A 19,161-nucleotide genomic window follows, 5' to 3' on the forward strand; every position below is an offset into this window, starting at 1 on the left:
CGGCCAAAAGTACCTTCCGACTTTACTTCTGAGCACCACCAGCAGCGGGAGTTACACCACCGGCTGGTACTGTGCCACCCGTCTGGGTGACAGGAGCAGGGTACTTTTGCGAAAGATAATTCACGACACGATAGGTGATGTCGTAACGATCACGATCGTAATACATCGGGAAAATGGGGTTGGCTGCCATGCGACGTACGATATTCGCAGGCTTGTTGTACTCTTCCTTGTTCCAATCTTCAGTGTAGCGCCACACAATGTCAAAGCCGTGTGCTTTGGCTACTTCCTGTACTGCACCATAAAACTCGATATAAATCTTGGCTACTTCTTCATCGAAGTATTTGCCAAGAGTCTTCTTGGCATCGGCAGCGATGGTATCCACTTCCATCTTGATTCCGCGCAACTCCAGTTCGATAGCGTCTTTACGCTTCTGATCGGTGCTGGCGGTGTATTCTTTCTGCAGGGCGTCAGCACGTTCCTGCTTCTTTTTCACCAAACCCATGAATTCTTCGTCTTTTTTCTTCAGCTCATCCTGAAGTGCCTTGTATCGTGGATAAAGCTTCAATGTTTCCTGCATATTAACGAAACCGACACGCACTGGTGTAACGGGAGCAGGTTGTGCAGTATTGTTTTGTGCCAGGGTATAGGCAGGTGTCAAGCCGAGCAGTGCCAGGCCACAGGCCAAGACAAACATACGTCTCACGTTCAATCCTCCCTGAATCCCACTGGCCAGTCACATCAGGAAAAAACCTGACGATGAAGGAAAATACAGGATCCTCATGATCCAGCACTACCCCCGACACCGACCCGCGGTGCATTGTTTCGGCTGGTAGCTATACCCCAGTTGGCAAAAGGGGTCAAGTCGAGTCGTACAGGCTGGAAAATCAAGGCCAATTGAATAGTTTTCTCATATTTCATGAGAATCAAAGCACTTTGAATCTATTGACGTTTTAACTGGTCAACTTCACAATGCTTAAGAACAACATTTCTATCAAACCTTCGACTATGAAGCAGCGTAGAAAACAAAGGACAGGAAGGCATTGAACTCGTGAAGCATTCCCGTCCTATTCTGGATACTTCACCCGACGATAGCGATGAGGCTCTGTTAGCTCGTTTCTGTCAGGGTGAGACTTCTGCATACGGAGAACTGCTCAAACGATTTCAGCGGGAAATCTATGCTTACCTGCGACGCTACCTGGGGCAGGATGCACTGGCTGAGGATGTATTTCAAAATACCTTCATTCAGGTGTATCAGAAAGCCAGGCAGTTTGAGGCAGGTCGCAAAGTAAGACCTTGGCTCTATGCCATTGCAACGCACCAAGCTATTGACATGCTTCGCCGAATCAATCGGCGATCGGCTCTCAGTCTGGAGCAGATGGCATCTAGTTCGGAAGGTGATAATCAGACTTGGGCGGATACTCTGGTATCTGCTGAAACTGACCCCTACGCTGGATTGGAATTAGCCGAGCAAAGGATGCGAGTAACGCAGGCGCTTGAGCAGTTGCCGGAACATTTGAAGCTTACCGTAATCCTGGCTTATTACCAGGGGCTGAAGTACCGGGTTATTGCAGACATCATGAAGATTCCCGTGGGCACCGTGAAATCGCGATTGCATGCCGCCATGAGCAAACTTCATGATGCTCTATTGGTAGTGGAATCACCTGCTTGATCCATTCGAGGCTTTCCAACACTATGAAACCTGACTTGACTGGGTATGTCTTGAAAACGCTGGACGCACCGGAATTGCGTGAAGTGGAAGAATATCTCGAATCCCATCCTGCAGCACGCCAGGAACTCATGCGTTTAAAACCATTACTGGCAGCAATGGATACCCTGGAAGTACCTGAGCCGCCCGCTGACCTGATGTACCGCACACTACGTGCAGTGGCCAGTGAAAGCACACAGAACACCGCTCCGAATGAGGCTTCTACGAAAACGATTACTCTTGGATCAGCCAGACTGCCTAAGCTGGAACCCTGGAAGGTTACAGAATACGAACATAGTGCATCTCACTGGCGCAAGGCCGATGCATGGGCGCTGATTGCAGTAGTGATGCTGATCTGCTTGGCGATCCCACCGGTCATCCAATACGTTCGCGACCGGGCCATGCAGATTGAATGCAGTGATAATCTTCGGCAGATATATGCTTCCTTCAGAGGTTATGCGGAAAATAAAGGTTCAATTCCCTCTCTAAAGATTTCGGGGCCAACTTCGCATGCTGGTGCCTTTGCATCGATCTTGCGCGAGGCCGGGATGTGGGGGGAAGGCTTGAGACTGGATTGCACTTCGAAGCAAGCCGTGCTACCACAAACGCTGGTTGAACTGCAAGAGCATGGTGATGATGAGTTGGCATACTGGAAGAAAGTAGGGGGTACCTATGCTTTCCACATGGGTTACCTTCAGAACCAGGCAGGGCAATTGCAAATTCAACCAGTTCGATTGGGGGATGGAGACAATATCCCCATTCTAGCAGATCGTGCGCCTCGTTGTGGAGAGTGCAGCAGTTGGACCATTGCCAACAGCCCCAACCATGGAAATCGGGGGCAGAACGTGCTGACACTGGGCGGACAAGTAGTATTCCAAAAGACTCGAAATGCCCTCAATGGTGAAGACAACGATATTTATCGTAATAAGAGGAATCAGGAGAATGCAGGGTTGGATGCCAAGGATTACGTTCTCGGGCCTTCGGAAGCCAGACCTTATCTGCCAGTTACTCCTGTTAACGGCGATTGATTAATTCATGACACAACTGGTCATAGGTACTCGAAACAAGAAAAAGATTCTTGAAATAAAGCCACTGCTTGCTGATCTGCCATTGGAGTTAGTTCCAGTTGCTGATCTCAACAATGTGCCGGAAATTGCTGAGGAAGGTAGAACCTTTCTTGCGAATGCGTCCTTGAAGGCGAGAGGAGTCGCAACTGCCGCCCATGCATGGACATTAGCCGAAGACAGTGGCCTGGTAGTACCTGCTCTGAACAATGAACCTGGTGTCGATTCAGCCATCTATGCAGGTGTTCATGGGGACGATGCCGCTAACAATGCCAAGCTGCTCAGCAAAATTGCTGCCATCCCAGAGTCTGAACGACAGGCCTATTACATTTGTGTAGCGGTTTTGTGTGATCCACAAGGCGAAATCAGGGCAGTAACAGAAGCGAGATGCCACGGTGTTATTGTTGAATCTGCATCAGGAAGTCAGGGATTTGGCTATGATCCATTATTTTTGATTCCTGAGTATCACAAGACATTTGGTGAACTTGCTCCCATTGTGAAGTCTGCATTAAGTCATCGTGCCAAAGCCATGAACAGTATGAGATCTGCAATCATTCAGCACCTTTGCCGTTAGTATCTGGGAATAACCAGCAGTGATACCTCCAGAAGGCGTAAATGCGGATCGAGTGATGCCAGCTTCAACATCATAATCTGACGGTATCAAGATGAGGAATGTCATTCTTAAAGTTGACGATACGATTCTACACGGTTCAGAAAAGTATTCAGCATAAACTGCCAGTCGCAAAGTTGGCGACATGGTGCAGAAAATTCTGAAATGCAATGAAAAAGAGATGCAGGTATCGCTGAAAACAAGTATGAAGAAGAATAATCGCTGGCAAATTAAACGATCGGCTGAACATTCAACCCGTTTGTTTACACGACCTGTTCGAGTATTTTTAGTTGGCAGACAATCAAGCAGTAAAACCGATGTAGCTTGCTACATCGGTTTGTTTTTAAGCAGAGTTGATATCAAACTAACGCACGGACTTGCCCATTTTTTCAAGGAACTCGGCGTTAGTTTTGGTTTTCTGTAGTTTATCGACCAGCATCATCATGGCATCAACCGATTTCATGCTGGCAACGGTTCGTCTGAGCATGGTTACCTGCTTGTACATTTCAGCAGGAAGAATTCGTTCTTCCTTGCGTGTACCAGAGGCGGCAATGTCGAAAGCAGGGAAGATGCGTCGCTCGGCCAACTTGCGGTCGAGAACCACTTCCATGTTGCCTGTGCCTTTGAACTCCTGGAAGATCACATCATCCTGTTTGGAGCCTGTTTCAATCAAGGCAGTTCCCATGATAGTCAGTGAGCCACCTTCTTCAAAAGCCCTGGCAGAACCAAACAGGCGTTTGGGTATTTCCAGAGCTTTGATGTCAACGCCGCCGGTCATCGTGCGGCCTGAATTACTTTCCTTGTTGTAGGCACGAGCCAGTCGAGTCAGGCTGTCGAGCAGAACGAAAACGTCCTTGCCTTGTGTCGCCAGGAATTTGGCTCGGTTGAGGGCAGTTTCAGCCATCCGAATGTGCTGAATAGTTTCCCGGTCAGAACTGCTGGCACAGACTTCGCCACGAATCGAGCGACTCATATCGGTCACTTCTTCAGGGCGTTCGTCTACCAGAACCACCATGATGTGCATTTCAGGGAAGTTGGTGGCAACTGCCTGGGCAATATGCTGCAACAGAATGGTTTTGCCCGAGCGTGGCGGGGCTACAATCAAACCACGCTGGCCTTTGCCAATCGGGGCGAGCATATCCAGTATGCGCGTCGTAATAGGTTCGGTATTGGTTTCCAGTCGAATCCACTGTTCAGGATCGATAGGTGTCAGCGTTTCAAAGTCCCGATGTTGAATGGGAGCAGCCGGCTGGCCTTCAATCTTTTCTATGCTTCGAAGACGTGGGCCCATGGAGCCTGGTGGACCGGGTTCCAGCGTGCCTTCGATCAGCACACCGGCAGGTAGATGGAATCGCTCAACCAGATGATTGCCCACATAGGGGTCTCCCATTTGAGCCATCATGTGGCGCTTGAGTTGGCGGAGAAAGCCGTAACCCTTGGGGTGCAGTTCCAGGATGCCGGTAAAAGTTGTTAGCGGAACAACGGATGGTGTAGCAGGAGCAAGTAGCTGCTCTTCTCCGGGGACGTCTACTCCTGGCATAGGTGGAGCGGCAAGGTCTGCAGCAGAGCGGGGGATGTTGCCCGGGTTCTGATGATAGCGGCGCTGATTGTGTCCCTGGTGGCCGTATCGACCGTTGCCACCCTGGCCCTGGCCGTAGCCGCCCTGTTGCTGGTAGCGACCACCGCCGCCCTGGCGACGTTGTCCCTGACCGTAGCCCTGGCCACCCTGACCACCTTGGCCACGACCGTGTCCATACCCTTGACCACCTTGTCCTCGGCGTCCGTAATGACCACCGCCACCGCCGCCTTGGCGTGGGGGGTAACCATCAGACCTTTCGGTATGGTGTGCTGGCCTCATGTGTTCCGTCCGGTAATGTAGTGAGTTCATAATCCCCAAACAAATTTGGTGCTTCGCGCTGCATGACTTTCAGAACTGCAATGGCGAGCTTGCGTATCTCGACATCAGCATGCCTGCTCCCGCGCATTTCGATGAAATGCCGTAAGGCTCGGGTGTTGGCAGTCACGAAGATCTTGGTTTCGGTTGCATTCGGTAGCACAGATCGTGCCGCCTGTCGTGCTAATTTGCGACGAAGTGTTTTATCAGGTTCGCTGGCAAATCGTGCTGTCAGCTTCTCAGCCAGTTCCACATACGCTGCATGTGTTGTTTTAATCGTCTTAACCCAGAGTTCATGCAACTCCGGATCGTTGGCAATACAGTCGGGTTCAACGTATTCTGCGATGGATTCATCGACATAGCGCTGGCTCAATTGTGAATAAGCCCAGCCTGCACGGTGGCGGATCAGTTCATGCGTAACCGCACGATTAATGCCTGTGAAGATAAAATTCCATGTACCATGCTCCAGGACAGAACCATGCCCCACCTCAAGGATGTGTTTCAAGTATGCCTGGTTTCCACCTGGTCGTGGCTTGGCAAAGCTCATGTAGCAGACACGGCCAGCAACTTCGCAGAGTTTTTCACCAGCGATGCTGGAATCAGTGCTCCAGGTATTCACCTCATGGTCTGCCAGGAATCGTTCCATCTCATCCGACGAAATCGATTGCCTGCCAACGAGGTATACGACTGGATCACGAATTATGCGAAAAGAATCAGTACTCAGATAACACCTGCATCAAATACATTGCAACCTTTTGCACATAAAGTAATCAATCAGGTTGCAACAAAAAACTAAGACTTGCGATTAATACAATCGCAGGATAAGAATCTGCTGTTTGAGCAAGATTCAATCGATTCAAATCAACTCATCGTTCTCTTTCAAGCAATACGCAACTGCATACCGCTAACGGTTAATTCAGTCGCAGAATGTAGAGCAAAGGGACTCAAGAACCATTGTTTCCAGTTAGTCGCAAGGGTTGGTACTCCTTGCATGTGGAAATGATGCTGCAGTTACTGTAAGCAGGCTTACTGTCAACATCCTTTACCCGTGTGACAAACAAATACCCTTTTCAATTCATTTGTCGTTTCAGCTTGGTAAGTGTGGCTAGTTCGACAAATCTAAGGGGCAGGCAACTACACGGGAACTGGTCATGAAAGCAATATTCATATGACCTATGTGAACAGTAAGGTTCAAAGCCTGTTCCGTCAAGAGATGTTCCTGGAAGTTTGGTGAAAATCATCTGAATTATTTCGATACTTCTTCCAGGTTCGATCAAACTACCTTGATTTTACAGGTTTCAATCACGTTCCTTAAATAGCCTGCACGGTTCCAACCTGCTGTCATCGGTTGCGTTTCACCAGCCTGACTCGTGGCTTTGACCATAAAGGTATGATCGCCGGTATTGGAAGCTTGCCAATCGAGGCTCCAACGACGGAAGGAGTAGCTACCCAGATCAGGCCCTAAAGTTGCTGATTTCCATGATTTGCCACCGTCATCAGAGACATCGACTTGTTTGATTCCAGACCCACCGTCAAACGCAATGCCTTCCAACTTGACTGACTGCCCTTTCTTAATTTCATTGAGATTGGCAGGCATGACAAAAAATGAACGAACCACCATTTTGTGAATGGGTATGGTTTCCTTGGCCAGGTCACCCGGTTTATCAACCAGGCCAGCCTTGGGGATGCGATAAGCCTTCTGCATCCAGTACCCATCATAAGGCTTATAAAGGACTTTGATTTCTCCCAGGCATTTCACCCAGTATGTCGCAAACCAGCCTGGAACAATTAGGCGTAGTGGGAAGCCATTCAATGCAGGCAAGGGGCTGTTATTCATGTCATAGGCAAGAATCACGTGATCTTTGTTAGCTTCGGTAAGAGGAATCGATTTGATGTAATCGGGTACGGTTTCCGGTCCACCTTTGTCCAATCCTGCGAAAGATACCTCAACTGCATTCGCTTTGATTCCCGCCAATTTGAGTACTTCCGACAGCTTAGCTCCAGTCCATTTGGCGTTTCCCATGGCACCATTAATCCACTGGGCGCCAGGAATGCGTGGTTCAAATAACCCGCGGGAATTGCCAGAACACTGATTCACCGCGACAACACTGTGAGATGGCAGTTTGCGAATTTCTGCCAGAGATAACTCAAGTGGCTTATCGACATGTCCATTTACTTTCAATTTCCATGACTGTTCGTTGATCGTTGGAATAGTCTGCAGATGCCAACGAACATAGAACGCATTGTTCGGTGTGATATCGTGCTTGAAGTATTCCCAAGGAGTTTCCAGGCAAGGCGGCCTGTCGTTAATGGCCCGCATGGGTACTTTGCCTGGGAATTGCAGCATTTGATCGTAAGGTGCATCTACTCTGGTCCGGGTGTTGCTGGGTGAGACAGCAGCCTGCTTTTGAGCACAGCCAGCCAGGAATGCAATTCCACCCATGGATGAAGTAACGAGCCAATCGCGTCGGGTAACAGATTGCGGAGAGGAGGGTTCCATGCTGATGCAGGCTCCAGATCTTCGGAGTGTTCTTACCAGTATGTTGTCTCATCTCTGCAAGAAATTTCAACACCGCATTTCAACAAAATGCATTTGAACCTTGCTGCGCAAAACAAAATGCCGAGGTAAGAACCTCGGCAGTAATCCAGTACGAGGTCAGTGCCTGCTTAATAGACGAATGGAAGCAGCGAGTAAGTCTTCTTCAGATAAACACGATATGGTTCGCCCAGTGCACGTTTCAAAACGCGTTCTTCGTGTCGGATGCGACGAAGCATGATGTACGTGCTTGGAACCATGATGATCATCAGGCTGATAAGATTCTGGTAAGCGAGTGCCAGTGCGAGAAATTCCAGAAGAAGGCCAGTGTATGATGGGTGCCGGAGCAGCATGTAAGGGCCTGTATTGATCACTTTATGGTTGGAATGAACTGCAACATTGACAGTGAAAAAGCGGCCCAGGCAATGAATGGCCCACCAGCGCAAACTGATGCCTGCAATCAACACTCCAAATACAGCTATCACACCATTGCGGCTGAGTGGAAATGCCAGAGTTTCCATCTGTTCACGCAGGAATGGAAAAGGGCTGGCGACGAACAGGCTAAGAAGAATCGTGATCCAGATGGATGACAGCGTAGACCGGTCAGCTCGTTTGACAGTATTCATCTGTGTGAATTTCGTGATCAACAACGAGCCTTCGCGCAGAAGCACAAAAAAGCCGACGATGCAAGGCAGAACTGCGGGATGACTAGTGTCGATATTCATGGGTGCTTCCCTGCAATGATGTGAACCGGAAACTCAACATTCGAAGGGAAGGCCAAGAATGGTTCATTAACGGTTATCGGTTCACATCACAGAATTGATAACTCAAAGCAGAAAACTCGAGATACGATGGAAAACCTGTTTGCCTTGCTATCCGTTTCATCGTTAAGAATGATTTAATCAGTCGTTGTTGAATGGTTTTGAAGCATCACCCTTGTGAGAGCGGATGAAATCCAATAACGATCATGGACTGAATTGCAACAATCGCCTACAATCGAAAAAGTCCGTAAATAAGCCAGTTATTATGTATTTTTGGAAGCAGGGGAGCGTGTGTGCCGCTGGTGCGGGCCCTGGTCTTCAAAACCAGAGGGTGTCTTGAAGAAAGTCATCGGTGGGTTCGATTCCCATACGCTCCCGCCAGAAATCACTTGACCCGCTTAAAGATGTGGTTATCTGTCGATATAACTAACTGAAAGAAGGCCGGAAAGCCTTGAATTTCTTAGTCTCTATCTCTCGTACGAGGAGTACCAGAATGAAGCGAGCATTTGGTGCCTCGCTGATAACCTTGGCAGTGTATGCCACGATAGTTATCGCAGGCGATGTGAAGTCAGGCCCTCAGCCAGGCAAGGGGGTATCTTCGTTCTTCCCACTGAATATTTCCAACGTTGATACGCCTGCCAAGAATGGCAAGGAAAGCTGTTTTGTCTGACAGCTGGGTGGCAAACCCGTCGCACTCGTCTTCGCACGCGAGACGAACGATGCCGTGGCCGGTCTGGCCCGGAAGTTGGATGCGGAAGTTGCAAAAGCAGGTAAAGGTAAGTTGAATGCCGTGGTAATCTTCACTTCAGATGAAGATGACATGAAAGATAAGATCGAGAAGTTCAAGACGGACAACAAACTGAAGAATATCCATCTGGGGTTGGATGGCAGTAAGGGACCTGAAGGCTATAACCTTTCCAAAGATGCTTCAGTAACAGCCCTGCTTTATGTAAAGCGAAAAGTCCAGAAGAATCATGCCTTTGAGAAGTTCGCCACATCCGACATTGACGCGGTTGTGAAAGATTTCAGCAATCTGAACGCTGCACCTGAAAAGAAATAACCTTTCTTTTCCTTAATAGCCCCATTGCACACCACTGAGAAATCTCAGTGGTGTCAGTGTTTGATGATTGTATATCCATGATTGCCTGTTAAGATGTAGCCATCCGGTTCCCCAATTCTTCGGGAGGAGAGCAACAGATGAGAAACAACCTGCCAGGAACAGCCTTGGTGTTGTTCTTGGGCTGGGCAACTGCAATCGCCTGGGCGGATGATCCGCCCCAAAAGGATCCGCCCGCTCAAGACAGCAAGGCTGCTCAATCCCCAGCTGCGGCATTTACTGCAGCCAAAAAAGCTCATGAAGAAGCCAGCAAAGCCATGGATAAGGTAGTTACTGAGCTGCAGAAAAAAAAAGAACGCCTGTCATTACAGAACAAAGAGCTGAATGACGTGTACCAGGCCCGTAACAAGGCATCACAGGAATTACTCAAATCAGCTGAGGTACTGGCCAAGGCAGAACCAACCACACCATTGGGATTTGAAGCAATCCTGGCCATTATTAACAATGGCCCACCCATGTTAAAACCTGACATTATTAAAGTGCTGGTAGAACACCATGCCACGAATCCCAAGATTGGCGATATCGTTATTCGATTGAGCAGAGCACCAGCGTCAAAAGATATGGAGGCATTGCTGAATGCCATCATAGAAAAAAATCCCAACCGCGACGCCAAAGGCAATGCAACCTTTACGCTAGCCAGCATGAAGATGCGCAACAATCCGCAGGAAGCGGAAAAGCTGTTCGAAAAAGTCGTGAGTGATTACAAGGATGTGAAATACTTTCGGGGTACTCTTGGCGAGCGAGCCGAGGCAAATCTCTTCGAAGTGCGTCATCTGCAGATAGGTAAGGAAGTTCCTGAAATTGAAGGCGTAGACACCGACGGTAACAAGTTCAAACTGAGCGATTACCGTGGCAAGGTGGTCATGCTCGATTTCTGGGGGCATTGGTGAGGCCCTTGCGTAGCCATGTTCCCACACGAGCGGTCGCTCGTGAAGCGGATGGAAGGCAAGCCTTTTGCCTTGATTGGAGTGAACAGCGATACTGACAAGGAATTCCTCAAAAAGGAAAACGAACGGCAGCAGATTACCTGGCGTTCTTTCTGGTGTGGGGAAAAAGGAACCAGTGGTGAAATTCCCAGCAAGTGGAATGTTACCGGCTGGCCTACCTTGTACTACATCGATCACAAGGGAATCATCAGGCAGAAGAATCTGCGTAGCGAAAAGCAGATTGATGAATTCCTCGATAAGCTGGTAGCCGAGGCCGAGAAAGATGCCAAAGGCGAAAGCAAGTGATCGAAAGCGGTAGATAAGCAATCATTGCAGGTTACCGGTTATCTCCGGTAACCTGTTTGTGTTGGTAGTCAGATGAAGGAATGTTGCCATGAAGATTGTGCCTTCTGTATTGGCTATCTGCCTGATTGTCCTGATCAGTTGGACAATTGCTGAATCACCGGATCAATTACCACTCGAGGTGGTAACGCCAACTCCCATCGCAGCTGAAGGCATTGGAAAAGGCAAATTGATCATTCAGGGTGGAGGTTCTACTCCCCAAGCACTGACAGATTTGTTTCTGAAGTGGTCAGGTGGAGAGAATACCAAGCTGGTCATTATCCCCACCGCCAGTGCAGTCGCCGAGAAGCCGACAGGATGGATGGAGCGATGGAAGGATCTGAACATCAACGATATTACCATGCTGCACACTCGCAATCGCAGCCGGGCCAACGAAGTAGCGTTTGTCGAGCCGCTGCGCCGAGCAACTGCAGTCTGGATCAGTGGTGGCGACCAGCGCCGCTTGTCGGAAACCTACTCCGGAACACTGGTAGAGAAGGAACTGAAGGCATTGTTAAACCGGGGTGGGGTGATTTGGGGAACGTCCGCCGGTGCAGTCATCATGAGCAAACTGATGATTGCAGGGGGCACCGCACAGCAAGCAGAATTGGCCAGTGGCATGGATTTGCTGCCAGGTGTGGTCATCGACCAGCATTTCATAGCGAGAAAACGTGAGCCACGATTATTGGGTGTGTTGAAGAGGTATCCTTCGCATGTGGGAATCGGGATTGATGAAGCAACTGCTCTGGTAGTGCAGGGGAGAGCGCTGAGTGTGCTGGGCAATTCAACCGCCACTTTTTTGGTTTCTGGGAATACGGAACGCCCGTTGAAACGAACTGTTCTGAAGAATCAGGATGTCAGTGATTTAACCACATGGCGGCGAATCGTATTCCAGCGTCAGGAACCAGCCAGGATTCATCCTGTCGTGAAGAAGCCAGACGTACCATCTGGTTCATTGGTGATAGTTGGTGGAGGCGGCATGCCCGTCGATATCGTGGAACGATTCATCCAGCTTGCTGGGGGTAAGGATAAGACTTTTGTCGTGTTACCTATATCCATGCCTGATCCCATTCCGGCTGGTTCGGGACAGTTTCTGAAACGGGCTGGAGTTAAGGATGTGCACATTCTGCCGGGACGCAGCAGGGATGCTGTCAATGATCCCAAAGCACTGGCTTTACTCGATGAAGCCCATGCAGTCTGGTTCGATGGAGGCAGGCAGTGGCGTTTTGTGGATGCCTATGAAGGTACACCATTCCTGGACAAACTTCATGGCGTACTGAAACGGGGTGGCGTGATTGGTGGCAGTTCTGCTGGTGCTACCATTCAAGGCGAATATCTTTGCCGAGGCAATCCACTCGGGCCACAGGACATGATGTGCGAGGGATATGAAAAGGGGTTCGCATTTCTTCCGGGAGTTGGCATCGATCAACATTTCACGCAACGCAACCGCTTCAAAGATATGTTTCAATTCAAGAAGACTTATCCGCAATACTTGGGCATCGGTATTGATGAAGGGACAGCACTCGTTGTTCAAGGCCACAAGGCAGAGATTATCGGTCGAAATCGAGTCTGCTTCTATCCGCATATACCTCAAGACGATAAGGACTTCATTTCAGTACGTTCCGGAGAATCGTTTGACTTGCAATCCGGGCAGAAGATAACGCAACCATAATGAAAAAACCTCAACAGGTTTTAACGCCTGTTGAGGCTGGGCGATTCCGGAAATGCAGATTACTTACCGGTGGGAGCGTTGATGGCTTCGCTGGGTCCCGTCGGGGTAATGACAATCTGTGCTCTCTGTCGCAATTGAGGTACCATCACTAACTTCAGTCGCTCGCCATACACTTCCTTGACCTGTTCCTTCTGATCAGCAAATTTCACATCCTGCCCGGCTTTGCGTTCAACGCACAGAATGACGTGGTAGCCAAACTGTGTTTCAATTACTTCACTGATGGTGCCCGGTTCCAGTGAAAAAGCGGTGGCGGAAAAACCTTCGACCATCACGCCGATGCGAGGGAAGAAGCCCAGATCGCCGCCATTCTTCTTGGATGGGCATTCGGAAACTCTGGTGGCCACTTCAGCAAAAGCATTTTCCGTAGCGTCAATTGTCGCTTTCGATTTAGTGACAGTATCAGCATTAGAATCGATCTTGGCTGCCAATTCATTGGCCCGTTTTACGATTTCAGCTTTGTATTCTTTCAGCTTGGCTGCAGCAGCCTGCTTTTCGGTTGCAGGTGCATCAGCTTTTACTGCCAACAGAATATGTCGGCCATGCACTTCGGTGCCATCGAACATCACTTTGTTGCCATTGAAGAATTGTTCCAGCTTAGCATCGTCAGCCTGTGCTTTGACAAAGTTCTCCCAGCGAAGGTCTGCGGTAAGCATGGTGCGAAGCTCAACTTCTGTGACCCCCAGCTTTTCCAGAAGCTGCTTCAAGTCCATCTGCCCTTCTTTTTTGGCTTCTTCCTGCATTTTCTGGAAACGAGCTTCGATTTCAGTGGGGCTTGCTTCCACTTTGGTGGCACGCAAATATTGATCAATCAACGTCATATCGATGAGATTGTTCAATATCGAAGCACGCAGCTTGGATGCATCCTGCGGGGCAGCGAATTTGAGTTCTCGCTGAAGTGCTGCCTCGGTAATGATCTCGCCATTGACGGTTGCTGCTGTACCTGTGGTCGATGCCTGGATGATGGGTGGCGGATTGCTGCCAGTATCCTGTGCCAGCAGCCAGGTCGGAACCCAGCCGACAATGCCTAGTGTCATAATGGTGAATGTACGTAACCCGAACATGATTCTGCCTCCTTGCGAACGCTCGAATCTATAGCAGATATGCAATGTTAGGGAAAGCCGAAGTGATTCCGGTAATCTAGCGGACTTCCAATTTATGAGAACAATTCCACTATTGTTTGAGGACAGCTTCCAGAACTTCATCTCGATCTGCGAAATATCCTTTGACGGTCGGTGTTATCAAGCGATCTGGATTGAGCGTATGTGCATTCTCGTTGGTCATTTTGAAGTACTTAGTTGAATACTGAACGATGCATTGAGAATGGGGCAGGATAAAGCTCTTCACTTCTCCAAAGTGGTTGGGAGAGCCACCGGTAGGTTGTCCAGCCAAGGTGGCTTTGGTGCGAGAATGAAAATGATAGGCATTCATCAATGCAGAAGAGAAAGTAGCAGGCCCAATCAAAACGAAGAGGGATTCCTTGTTATTAATGGGAAGTTTAGCCAGGCTGTTAATGAGCGGTTCCAGCAACGAGGAACTGCCACCACCATTGCGTCGTAAATCAATGATGACCCGGTCTGGTTTCTTGTCATTGATCTGCGTGAGAATATCCTGTGTCCATTTCTTGATGGGGTAGTTAGGGAATTCGGCACATCGGTCATACCAGATGTAAAGATTGTTATCGAGCCAGGTGAAACCATGTTGTGGACGACGTTCCTTCAAGTGGTCAGGCCAGGTTTGCGGTTTGATAGCGTATACCCATTTCGCAGGGCCTTTCGTAATCGGTGCAAGAGTAACTGTTTCTTCCTGATTGTCAGTTGTCAACAGCGTGAAATTAGCTGCTTCAGGTTTTTCCACCAGTCCTGAAAAGTGAAGCGGTTCTGTCATCTGCAAAAGTCGTTTCAACTGATTCTCTGTCTGCGAGGGGTTCTCGCTGGCGATGAGTGTGCTGAGTTTACTGCAGGCATCCTCAACAGGTGTATTGCCTATTCTGAGTAATTTTGACTGCAGAATGCGGGTATAGGCTTGATCCACCGCAAATACATACCAACCATCGGTGAGGTAAATAAAAGCAATAGGGTACTGGGTAAAAGGGATCTTACGCGAAGGATTTACTCGCGAATGGCTGTCGCCAATCTGGCTCATGATCTGCCAGAGTTTCATGACAATCTGCTGATCGGTCAGCCTGGCTGGGTCAATGTCCTGCACTGCACGATCAAACTCTGCTTCTGTCATTTTGGTGAAAGGCTTGATATGCTTGCTCTTCAACTGGCTGCTGAAGGTGGCTAAATCTTCCTTCCAGTGTGCTGCCCGGTCGGGTTGTTGCTGGGTAAATGTCAGAAAAATGGTAAGCAGATACAGGAACATGTTTGTACTCTCATGATGATTTTTCAGTTATCGTTTGATACCCTCTCCATGTCAATGACCGATTCATAGAATGCTTGCACACTGGTGGCTACTGTCTGTTCAAGCAGGAAGTCATGCGAGTTGGGTGCCACGGTTTGCATGAACTTACGCTAACCGTGCCAGCTCACCGCATAGTTATTTTTGCTGACTTACTCAGGCTGCTCAACAAATCTCATTCTCCTTTCTCTCTATGGAGTCATGTCATGATGCGATTGCTGTGTACCGGTTTGATGGTATTGTTCTGTTGCTGTCTGGTTTCTGCAGATGACAAGAAACCTCTCGATGCCAAGCAATTGGAAGGTAAATGGACCTTTGTTTCAGGCATGAAGAACGGCGCTGAAGCTGGCGACGATATGAAGAAGGCCGAGTTTGAAATTGTCAAGGACGTCATGACCCTGAACAACATGGGACAGACTTTCAAATTCAAGTTTACCGTTGATGGCAAGACCAGCCCGGCTTCGATTGATCTGGAAATGACCGAAAGCCCCTTTGGAGCTGGTATGAAAGCCAAGGGTATCGTCAGCTTGGAAGGCGATGAATTCAAACTCTGCTACCACCCGATGGGCGACGATCGTCCCAAGAAATTCGATGGCAAGGAAGCATTCCTGTTTGTGCTCAAGAAAAAGAAGTAATTCGAAACCTTATACGATGGATAGTCTGTTGACTATCCATCGTATGTATTGGAATGGTATCGCTTAATTTACAGTGGGAGCTGGGCATGAAAACAACTGGTTCAATCGTGGCTGGCGTGGTGATCTCACTGGCGATAGCATTCGGATTTGGCATGTGGATGAACAGTCTGATACCACCAGGTGAACCGCGTGCGCAGGCAGTTGAACCCTTTAATGATCCCAATGACCTCACGCCCCGTGAGCCAGTATTGCCAGTGAAGGCATATCGTGATGAGTTTGTATTCAACTGTAATGCTTGTCACTCGCCTCGCTTGACGATGACGCAGCCCGATTTGCCTGAATCGAAATGGAAAGAAGTAGTCAAGAAAATGGTGACAGTCTATGGCGCCAAAATCGATGAACCCTTGCAGGATCAGATCGTTAAATATCTGGTTGCAGTGAAAGGCGTTAAGTAAGAGTTCTCACAAAGTACCCGCACTTTGTAATTCAAGCGGATCGGATACCATGGTTTGGGTGTCTAGAAGATTGATGAGCATTTCGTGCCACGAGTTATGCCCTCAACTCATCGAAATTCGACGTGCAAATACTCTCCTCCATTGCAATGTATAGGTTTGGTCAATTCACAGTTTTTGTGAAATTTTCCTCTCGACACATCTTTTTTTGCTGTTGAAATAGTTGAACGTTTCAAAGGACTGTTTCCATGAACGATCAGCCCCACCCGAATGCCGAGCTGCCACGCACAGAAGCTTTCGTATCGGCATTTGAATCGGCGGGGACCATTGTTGCGGGAAAATACAAGCTGCTCGAACAGGTAGGTGAAGGCGGCATGGGCAGCGTCTGGATGGCTGAGCAGCGTGAACCTGTCAAGCGGCTTGTTGCGATCAAGCTCATCAAGTCCGGCATGGATACGCGATCCGTACTGGCCCGTTTCGAAGCTGAGCGACAGGCGCTGGCGGTCATGGATCATCCCAACGTCGCCCGCATTCTCGACGGCGGGACAACGGAACAAGGCCGACCGTTCTTCGTCATGGAACTCGTCAAGGGGCTTCCCCTCACCGAGTATTGCGACAGCCGGCGACTGAGCGTGCCCGAACGGCTGAAACTCTTTGCCGACATTTGCCAGGCCGTGCAACACGCCCATCAAAAGGGGATCATTCACCGCGACCTGAAGCCGGGAAACATCCTTGTTACCGAACATGATGGGAAGCCTGTGCCCAAGGTCATCGACTTTGGCCTGGCGAAAGCGCTGCACGGCGCCGCGGCGTTGACAGACATGACGCTGCACACCGCTTTCGGCACGATGGTCGGCACGCCTCTCTACATGGCTCCAGAACAGGTCGGCATCAACGCTCTCGACGTCGATACCCGCACCGACATCTATTCGCTCGGCGTGATTCTGTATGAACTGCTGACGGGCACCACGCCTCTGGAACGTCGGCAACTGAAACAAGCTGCCTGGGACGAGATGAAGCGGCTCATTCGCGAATCAGATGCCCCCAGGCCCAGCCAGCGGCTCAGTTCATCCGATGCTTTGCCAAGCGTTGCCGCCAACCGTGGCACGGAACCAAAACGCCTGACCGGTCAGGTTCGCGGCGAACTTGATTGGATCGTGCTGAAGTCGCTGGAGAAGGATCGCAACCGCCGGTATGAAACCGCGAACGGTTTCGCCATGGATGTGCAGCGGCATCTGGCGGGAGAACCGGTACTGGCCGTTCCGCCCAGCACGGGCTATCGGCTGAAGAAGTTCCTTCGTCGTTATCGCTGGCCGGTGCTTGCTGCCGGTGCGCTGGCTGTCACGTTGCTTGCCGGTATCGCAGGAACGACGATTGGCCTGCTGGAGGCGAAGAAGCAGGAAGAACTTGCGAAAGCGGAAACTAAGGCGAAGGATGAAGCACTCAAGTCTGAAAATGCTGCGAAAAACCAGGCGGAAGCCCGACGAATCGAAGCGGAAACGAATCTTGACTATGCCATGAAGGGCAACGAAATCCTCGGTTCGGTGTTCGCCCATCTCAATCCGGAAGTGAACTACGAAACGGTTGCCGAGTTGAGAATTGCCTTGAAAACGTACTTGCTGGATGCCGCGAAGAAACTGGACGAATCCGGCATCAATGATCCTCTCGCGCTGGCTGAGATGCAAAACACGCTCGGTGTGTCGTTTCTGGGATTGGGTGAGGCGGAAATAGCTATCTCGTTATTTCGACGATCAATGGAAGTGCGAAAGGCGAATCTCGGCCCTGATCATCCCATTACCCTCACCACCATGAACAATCTGGCACAAGGATATCGGGATGTCGGAAAACTTGATCTCGCACTGCCAACCTGCGAAGAAATACTGAGGTTAAGAAAAGTGAAACTCGGTCCCGATCACCCCGATACCTTCCATACTATGCTCTTTATGGCAGTAGTTTACGGAGCAGCAGGAAAACATGATCTAGCACTGCCGCTCTACGAGGAAACACTAAAGCTACATAAAGCGAAACATGGGCCAGATCACCCCGCTACCTTCAATATCATGAGCTATCTGGCAGGGGGTTACCAAGCAGCTGGAAAACTTGATCTCGCTCTACCAATCTTTGAGGAAATACTGAAGCTAAGAAAAGCGAATCTTGGGAATGATCATATCGACATCGCTCACGGCATGAACAATCTAGCAGGGGTATATCGAGCAGTCGGAAAACTTGATCTCGCTCTGCCTCTCTACGAAGATTCACTGAAGCTAATGAAAGCGAAACTCGGTCCGACTCATCACTATACCCTCACCACTATGAACAATCTTGCAGCGGGCTATTTGACTGCCGGAAAAAATGATCTTGCTCAACCACTCTACGAAGAAACGCTAAAGTTAAGGAAAACGAAACTTGGTGATGATCACCTTGACACTCTGTGGGCTACACTTCATCTTGCAGAATGCTACGAGACAGTCGGAAAGATGACTGACGCGGTGGTGTTGTTTGAGAACACGATGAAATCAGGTATGTCGAAACATGGCGCAGAGCATGTCATAACCTCTTCATCGCGGAGCAAACTTGCATGGACAACACGCAAGTCTGACTGCCCACCGCCGACACCTCAGACCATTCTTCTTTGCGAGCAAAACCGTGACGCTATCGGAAAGAAGCTCGGTCTGGAGCACTCACTTTATCTTGCTACATTGCATGACTTGGCCTTTGTATACGAAGCAGCCAAGCGTTATGACGATGCCTTGCCGCTTTGGGAGCACATGCTGAAAGTTCATTTGAAATCGAAGGACGCCAAGCTCACCGATGCCATTTACACTCTGCAATATCTGACGGCTGCCTGCGAAAAGGCTGGTAAGAAGGAGATTGCTGCTAAGTGGCAAGCAGAATTCGATGCGATAAAGAAACAATAATCGTGTTCTGAACCACCGTTCGAGTACTGCGAATTCACTGAAGTAAAGCCCGGTGATGCCAAGAATACC

18 protein-coding genes and 1 tRNA gene are annotated in these 19,161 nt (G+C 49.4%); 12 read left to right on the forward strand and 7 right to left on the reverse strand.

What is annotated here, in order from left to right; genetic code table 11:
• Nucleotides 1-22: 22 nt before the first annotated feature.
• On the reverse strand, nucleotides 23-703 hold the full coding sequence (locus JNJ77_02425) for an OmpH family outer membrane protein (protein MBL8821415.1): 681 nt from the start codon (nucleotides 701-703) through the stop codon (nucleotides 23-25).
• 363 nt (nucleotides 704-1,066) lie between these two features.
• Between JNJ77_02425 and JNJ77_02430 the strand changes: the two genes are divergently transcribed.
• From JNJ77_02430 to rdgB, 3 genes are read left to right on the forward strand one after another with little or no spacing between them, the layout of a single operon-like run.
• Nucleotides 1,067-1,669, forward strand: a complete 603-nt coding sequence (locus JNJ77_02430; protein ID MBL8821416.1) for a sigma-70 family RNA polymerase sigma factor — start codon at nucleotides 1,067-1,069, stop codon at nucleotides 1,667-1,669.
• A gap of 23 nt (nucleotides 1,670-1,692) precedes the next feature.
• Nucleotides 1,693-2,733 carry a hypothetical protein gene (locus JNJ77_02435; GenBank protein MBL8821417.1) on the forward strand — a complete coding sequence of 347 codons (1,041 nt, stop codon included), beginning with the start codon at nucleotides 1,693-1,695 and terminating at the stop codon, nucleotides 2,731-2,733.
• A 7-nt stretch (nucleotides 2,734-2,740) separates the two neighbouring features.
• On the forward strand, nucleotides 2,741-3,343 hold the full coding sequence (rdgB, locus tag JNJ77_02440) for an RdgB/HAM1 family non-canonical purine NTP pyrophosphatase (protein ID MBL8821418.1): 603 nt from the start codon (nucleotides 2,741-2,743) through the stop codon (nucleotides 3,341-3,343).
• Nucleotides 3,344-3,743: 400 nt separating this feature from the next.
• On the opposite strand, the gene rho is transcribed toward rdgB, so the two are convergent.
• The 4 genes from rho to JNJ77_02460 all read right to left on the reverse strand — a co-directional run bounded on the left by rho (nucleotide 3,744) and on the right by JNJ77_02460 (nucleotide 8,534).
• Nucleotides 3,744-5,237: a transcription termination factor Rho gene (gene rho / locus JNJ77_02445; protein MBL8821419.1), complete on the reverse strand. Its 1,494-nt coding sequence runs from the start codon at nucleotides 5,235-5,237 to the stop codon at nucleotides 3,744-3,746.
• Nucleotides 5,206-5,919 carry an FAD-dependent thymidylate synthase gene (thyX, locus tag JNJ77_02450; protein ID MBL8821420.1) on the reverse strand — a complete coding sequence of 238 codons (714 nt, stop codon included), beginning with the start codon at nucleotides 5,917-5,919 and terminating at the stop codon, nucleotides 5,206-5,208. Before thyX ends, rho begins: the two co-directional genes overlap by 32 nt.
• Before the next feature lie 627 nt (nucleotides 5,920-6,546).
• Complete coding sequence (locus JNJ77_02455; GenBank protein ID MBL8821421.1) at nucleotides 6,547-7,773, reverse strand: molybdopterin-dependent oxidoreductase; 1,227 nt, start codon at nucleotides 7,771-7,773, stop codon at nucleotides 6,547-6,549.
• 167 nt (nucleotides 7,774-7,940) lie between these two features.
• Nucleotides 7,941-8,534 carry an isoprenylcysteine carboxylmethyltransferase family protein gene (locus tag JNJ77_02460; protein ID MBL8821422.1) on the reverse strand — a complete coding sequence of 198 codons (594 nt, stop codon included), beginning with the start codon at nucleotides 8,532-8,534 and terminating at the stop codon, nucleotides 7,941-7,943.
• A gap of 319 nt (nucleotides 8,535-8,853) precedes the next feature.
• On the opposite strand from JNJ77_02460, the gene JNJ77_02465 reads away from it, so the two are divergent.
• The 6 genes from JNJ77_02465 (at nucleotide 8,854) to JNJ77_02490 (ending at nucleotide 12,627) form a co-directional block, all read left to right on the forward strand.
• Nucleotides 8,854-8,951: transfer RNA gene (locus JNJ77_02465), tRNA-Sec, on the forward strand.
• A 112-nt stretch (nucleotides 8,952-9,063) separates the two neighbouring features.
• On the forward strand, nucleotides 9,064-9,240 hold the full coding sequence (locus tag JNJ77_02470; GenBank protein MBL8821423.1) for a hypothetical protein: 177 nt from the start codon (nucleotides 9,064-9,066) through the stop codon (nucleotides 9,238-9,240).
• A gap of 54 nt (nucleotides 9,241-9,294) precedes the next feature.
• On the forward strand, nucleotides 9,295-9,630 hold the full coding sequence (locus tag JNJ77_02475; GenBank protein MBL8821424.1) for a hypothetical protein: 336 nt from the start codon (nucleotides 9,295-9,297) through the stop codon (nucleotides 9,628-9,630).
• A 137-nt stretch (nucleotides 9,631-9,767) separates the two neighbouring features.
• Entirely contained in the window at nucleotides 9,768-10,577 is an 810-nt protein-coding gene (locus JNJ77_02480) for a redoxin domain-containing protein (protein ID MBL8821425.1), read from the forward strand.
• A 39-nt stretch (nucleotides 10,578-10,616) separates the two neighbouring features.
• A complete protein-coding gene (locus JNJ77_02485) occupies nucleotides 10,617-10,919 on the forward strand; it encodes a hypothetical protein (protein MBL8821426.1) in 303 nt (100 codons plus the stop codon).
• Nucleotides 10,920-11,007: 88 nt separating this feature from the next.
• Nucleotides 11,008-12,627 (forward strand): cyanophycinase, encoded by a 1,620-nt coding sequence (locus JNJ77_02490; protein ID MBL8821427.1) that lies wholly within the window; start codon nucleotides 11,008-11,010, stop codon nucleotides 12,625-12,627.
• A 59-nt stretch (nucleotides 12,628-12,686) separates the two neighbouring features.
• Here the strand turns inward: JNJ77_02490 and JNJ77_02495 are convergent, their stop codons facing one another.
• Nucleotides 12,687-13,748 (reverse strand): peptidylprolyl isomerase, encoded by a 1,062-nt coding sequence (locus tag JNJ77_02495; GenBank protein MBL8821428.1) that lies wholly within the window; start codon nucleotides 13,746-13,748, stop codon nucleotides 12,687-12,689.
• Between the two features lie 109 nt (nucleotides 13,749-13,857).
• Complete coding sequence (locus tag JNJ77_02500) at nucleotides 13,858-15,051, reverse strand: hypothetical protein (protein ID MBL8821429.1); 1,194 nt, start codon at nucleotides 15,049-15,051, stop codon at nucleotides 13,858-13,860.
• 242 nt (nucleotides 15,052-15,293) lie between these two features.
• On the opposite strand from JNJ77_02500, the gene JNJ77_02505 reads away from it, so the two are divergent.
• The 3 genes from JNJ77_02505 (at nucleotide 15,294) to JNJ77_02515 (ending at nucleotide 19,092) form a co-directional block, all read left to right on the forward strand.
• Nucleotides 15,294-15,722: a TIGR03067 domain-containing protein gene (locus JNJ77_02505; GenBank protein MBL8821430.1), complete on the forward strand. Its 429-nt coding sequence runs from the start codon at nucleotides 15,294-15,296 to the stop codon at nucleotides 15,720-15,722.
• A gap of 86 nt (nucleotides 15,723-15,808) precedes the next feature.
• Nucleotides 15,809-16,177, forward strand: coding sequence for a hypothetical protein (locus JNJ77_02510; protein ID MBL8821431.1), 369 nt, complete (start codon nucleotides 15,809-15,811; stop codon nucleotides 16,175-16,177).
• Nucleotides 16,178-16,422: 245 nt separating this feature from the next.
• Nucleotides 16,423-19,092, forward strand: coding sequence for a serine/threonine protein kinase (locus JNJ77_02515; GenBank protein ID MBL8821432.1), 2,670 nt, complete (start codon nucleotides 16,423-16,425; stop codon nucleotides 19,090-19,092).
• Nucleotides 19,093-19,161 lie beyond the last annotated feature (69 nt).

The sequence above is a fragment of the Planctomycetia bacterium genome (assembly GCA_016795155.1).
GTDB lineage: Bacteria > Planctomycetota > Planctomycetia > Gemmatales > HRBIN36 > JAEUIE01.

What these genes read in the sequence shown, in the direction of transcription:
- JNJ77_02435 (MBL8821417.1), top strand. Translation starts at nt 1,693, where the DNA reads ATGAAACCTGACTTGACTGGGTATGTCTTGAAAACGCTGGACGCACCG.
- rdgB (MBL8821418.1), top strand. Translation starts at nt 2,741, where the DNA reads ATGACACAACTGGTCATAGGTACTCGAAACAAGAAAAAGATTCTTGAA.
- rho (MBL8821419.1), bottom strand. Translation starts at nt 5,237, where the DNA reads ATGAGGCCAGCACACCATACCGAAAGGTCTGATGGTTACCCCCCACGC.
- thyX (MBL8821420.1), bottom strand. Translation starts at nt 5,919, where the DNA reads ATGGAACGATTCCTGGCAGACCATGAGGTGAATACCTGGAGCACTGAT.
- JNJ77_02455 (MBL8821421.1), bottom strand. Translation starts at nt 7,773, where the DNA reads ATGGAACCCTCCTCTCCGCAATCTGTTACCCGACGCGATTGGCTCGTT.
- JNJ77_02460 (MBL8821422.1), bottom strand. Translation starts at nt 8,534, where the DNA reads ATGAATATCGACACTAGTCATCCCGCAGTTCTGCCTTGCATCGTCGGC.
- JNJ77_02470 (MBL8821423.1), top strand. Translation starts at nt 9,064, where the DNA reads ATGAAGCGAGCATTTGGTGCCTCGCTGATAACCTTGGCAGTGTATGCC.
- JNJ77_02480 (MBL8821425.1), top strand. Translation starts at nt 9,768, where the DNA reads ATGAGAAACAACCTGCCAGGAACAGCCTTGGTGTTGTTCTTGGGCTGG.
- JNJ77_02490 (MBL8821427.1), top strand. Translation starts at nt 11,008, where the DNA reads ATGAAGATTGTGCCTTCTGTATTGGCTATCTGCCTGATTGTCCTGATC.
- JNJ77_02495 (MBL8821428.1), bottom strand. Translation starts at nt 13,748, where the DNA reads ATGTTCGGGTTACGTACATTCACCATTATGACACTAGGCATTGTCGGC.
- JNJ77_02500 (MBL8821429.1), bottom strand. Translation starts at nt 15,051, where the DNA reads ATGTTCCTGTATCTGCTTACCATTTTTCTGACATTTACCCAGCAACAA.
- JNJ77_02505 (MBL8821430.1), top strand. Translation starts at nt 15,294, where the DNA reads ATGATGCGATTGCTGTGTACCGGTTTGATGGTATTGTTCTGTTGCTGT.
- JNJ77_02510 (MBL8821431.1), top strand. Translation starts at nt 15,809, where the DNA reads ATGAAAACAACTGGTTCAATCGTGGCTGGCGTGGTGATCTCACTGGCG.
- JNJ77_02515 (MBL8821432.1), top strand. Translation starts at nt 16,423, where the DNA reads ATGAACGATCAGCCCCACCCGAATGCCGAGCTGCCACGCACAGAAGCT.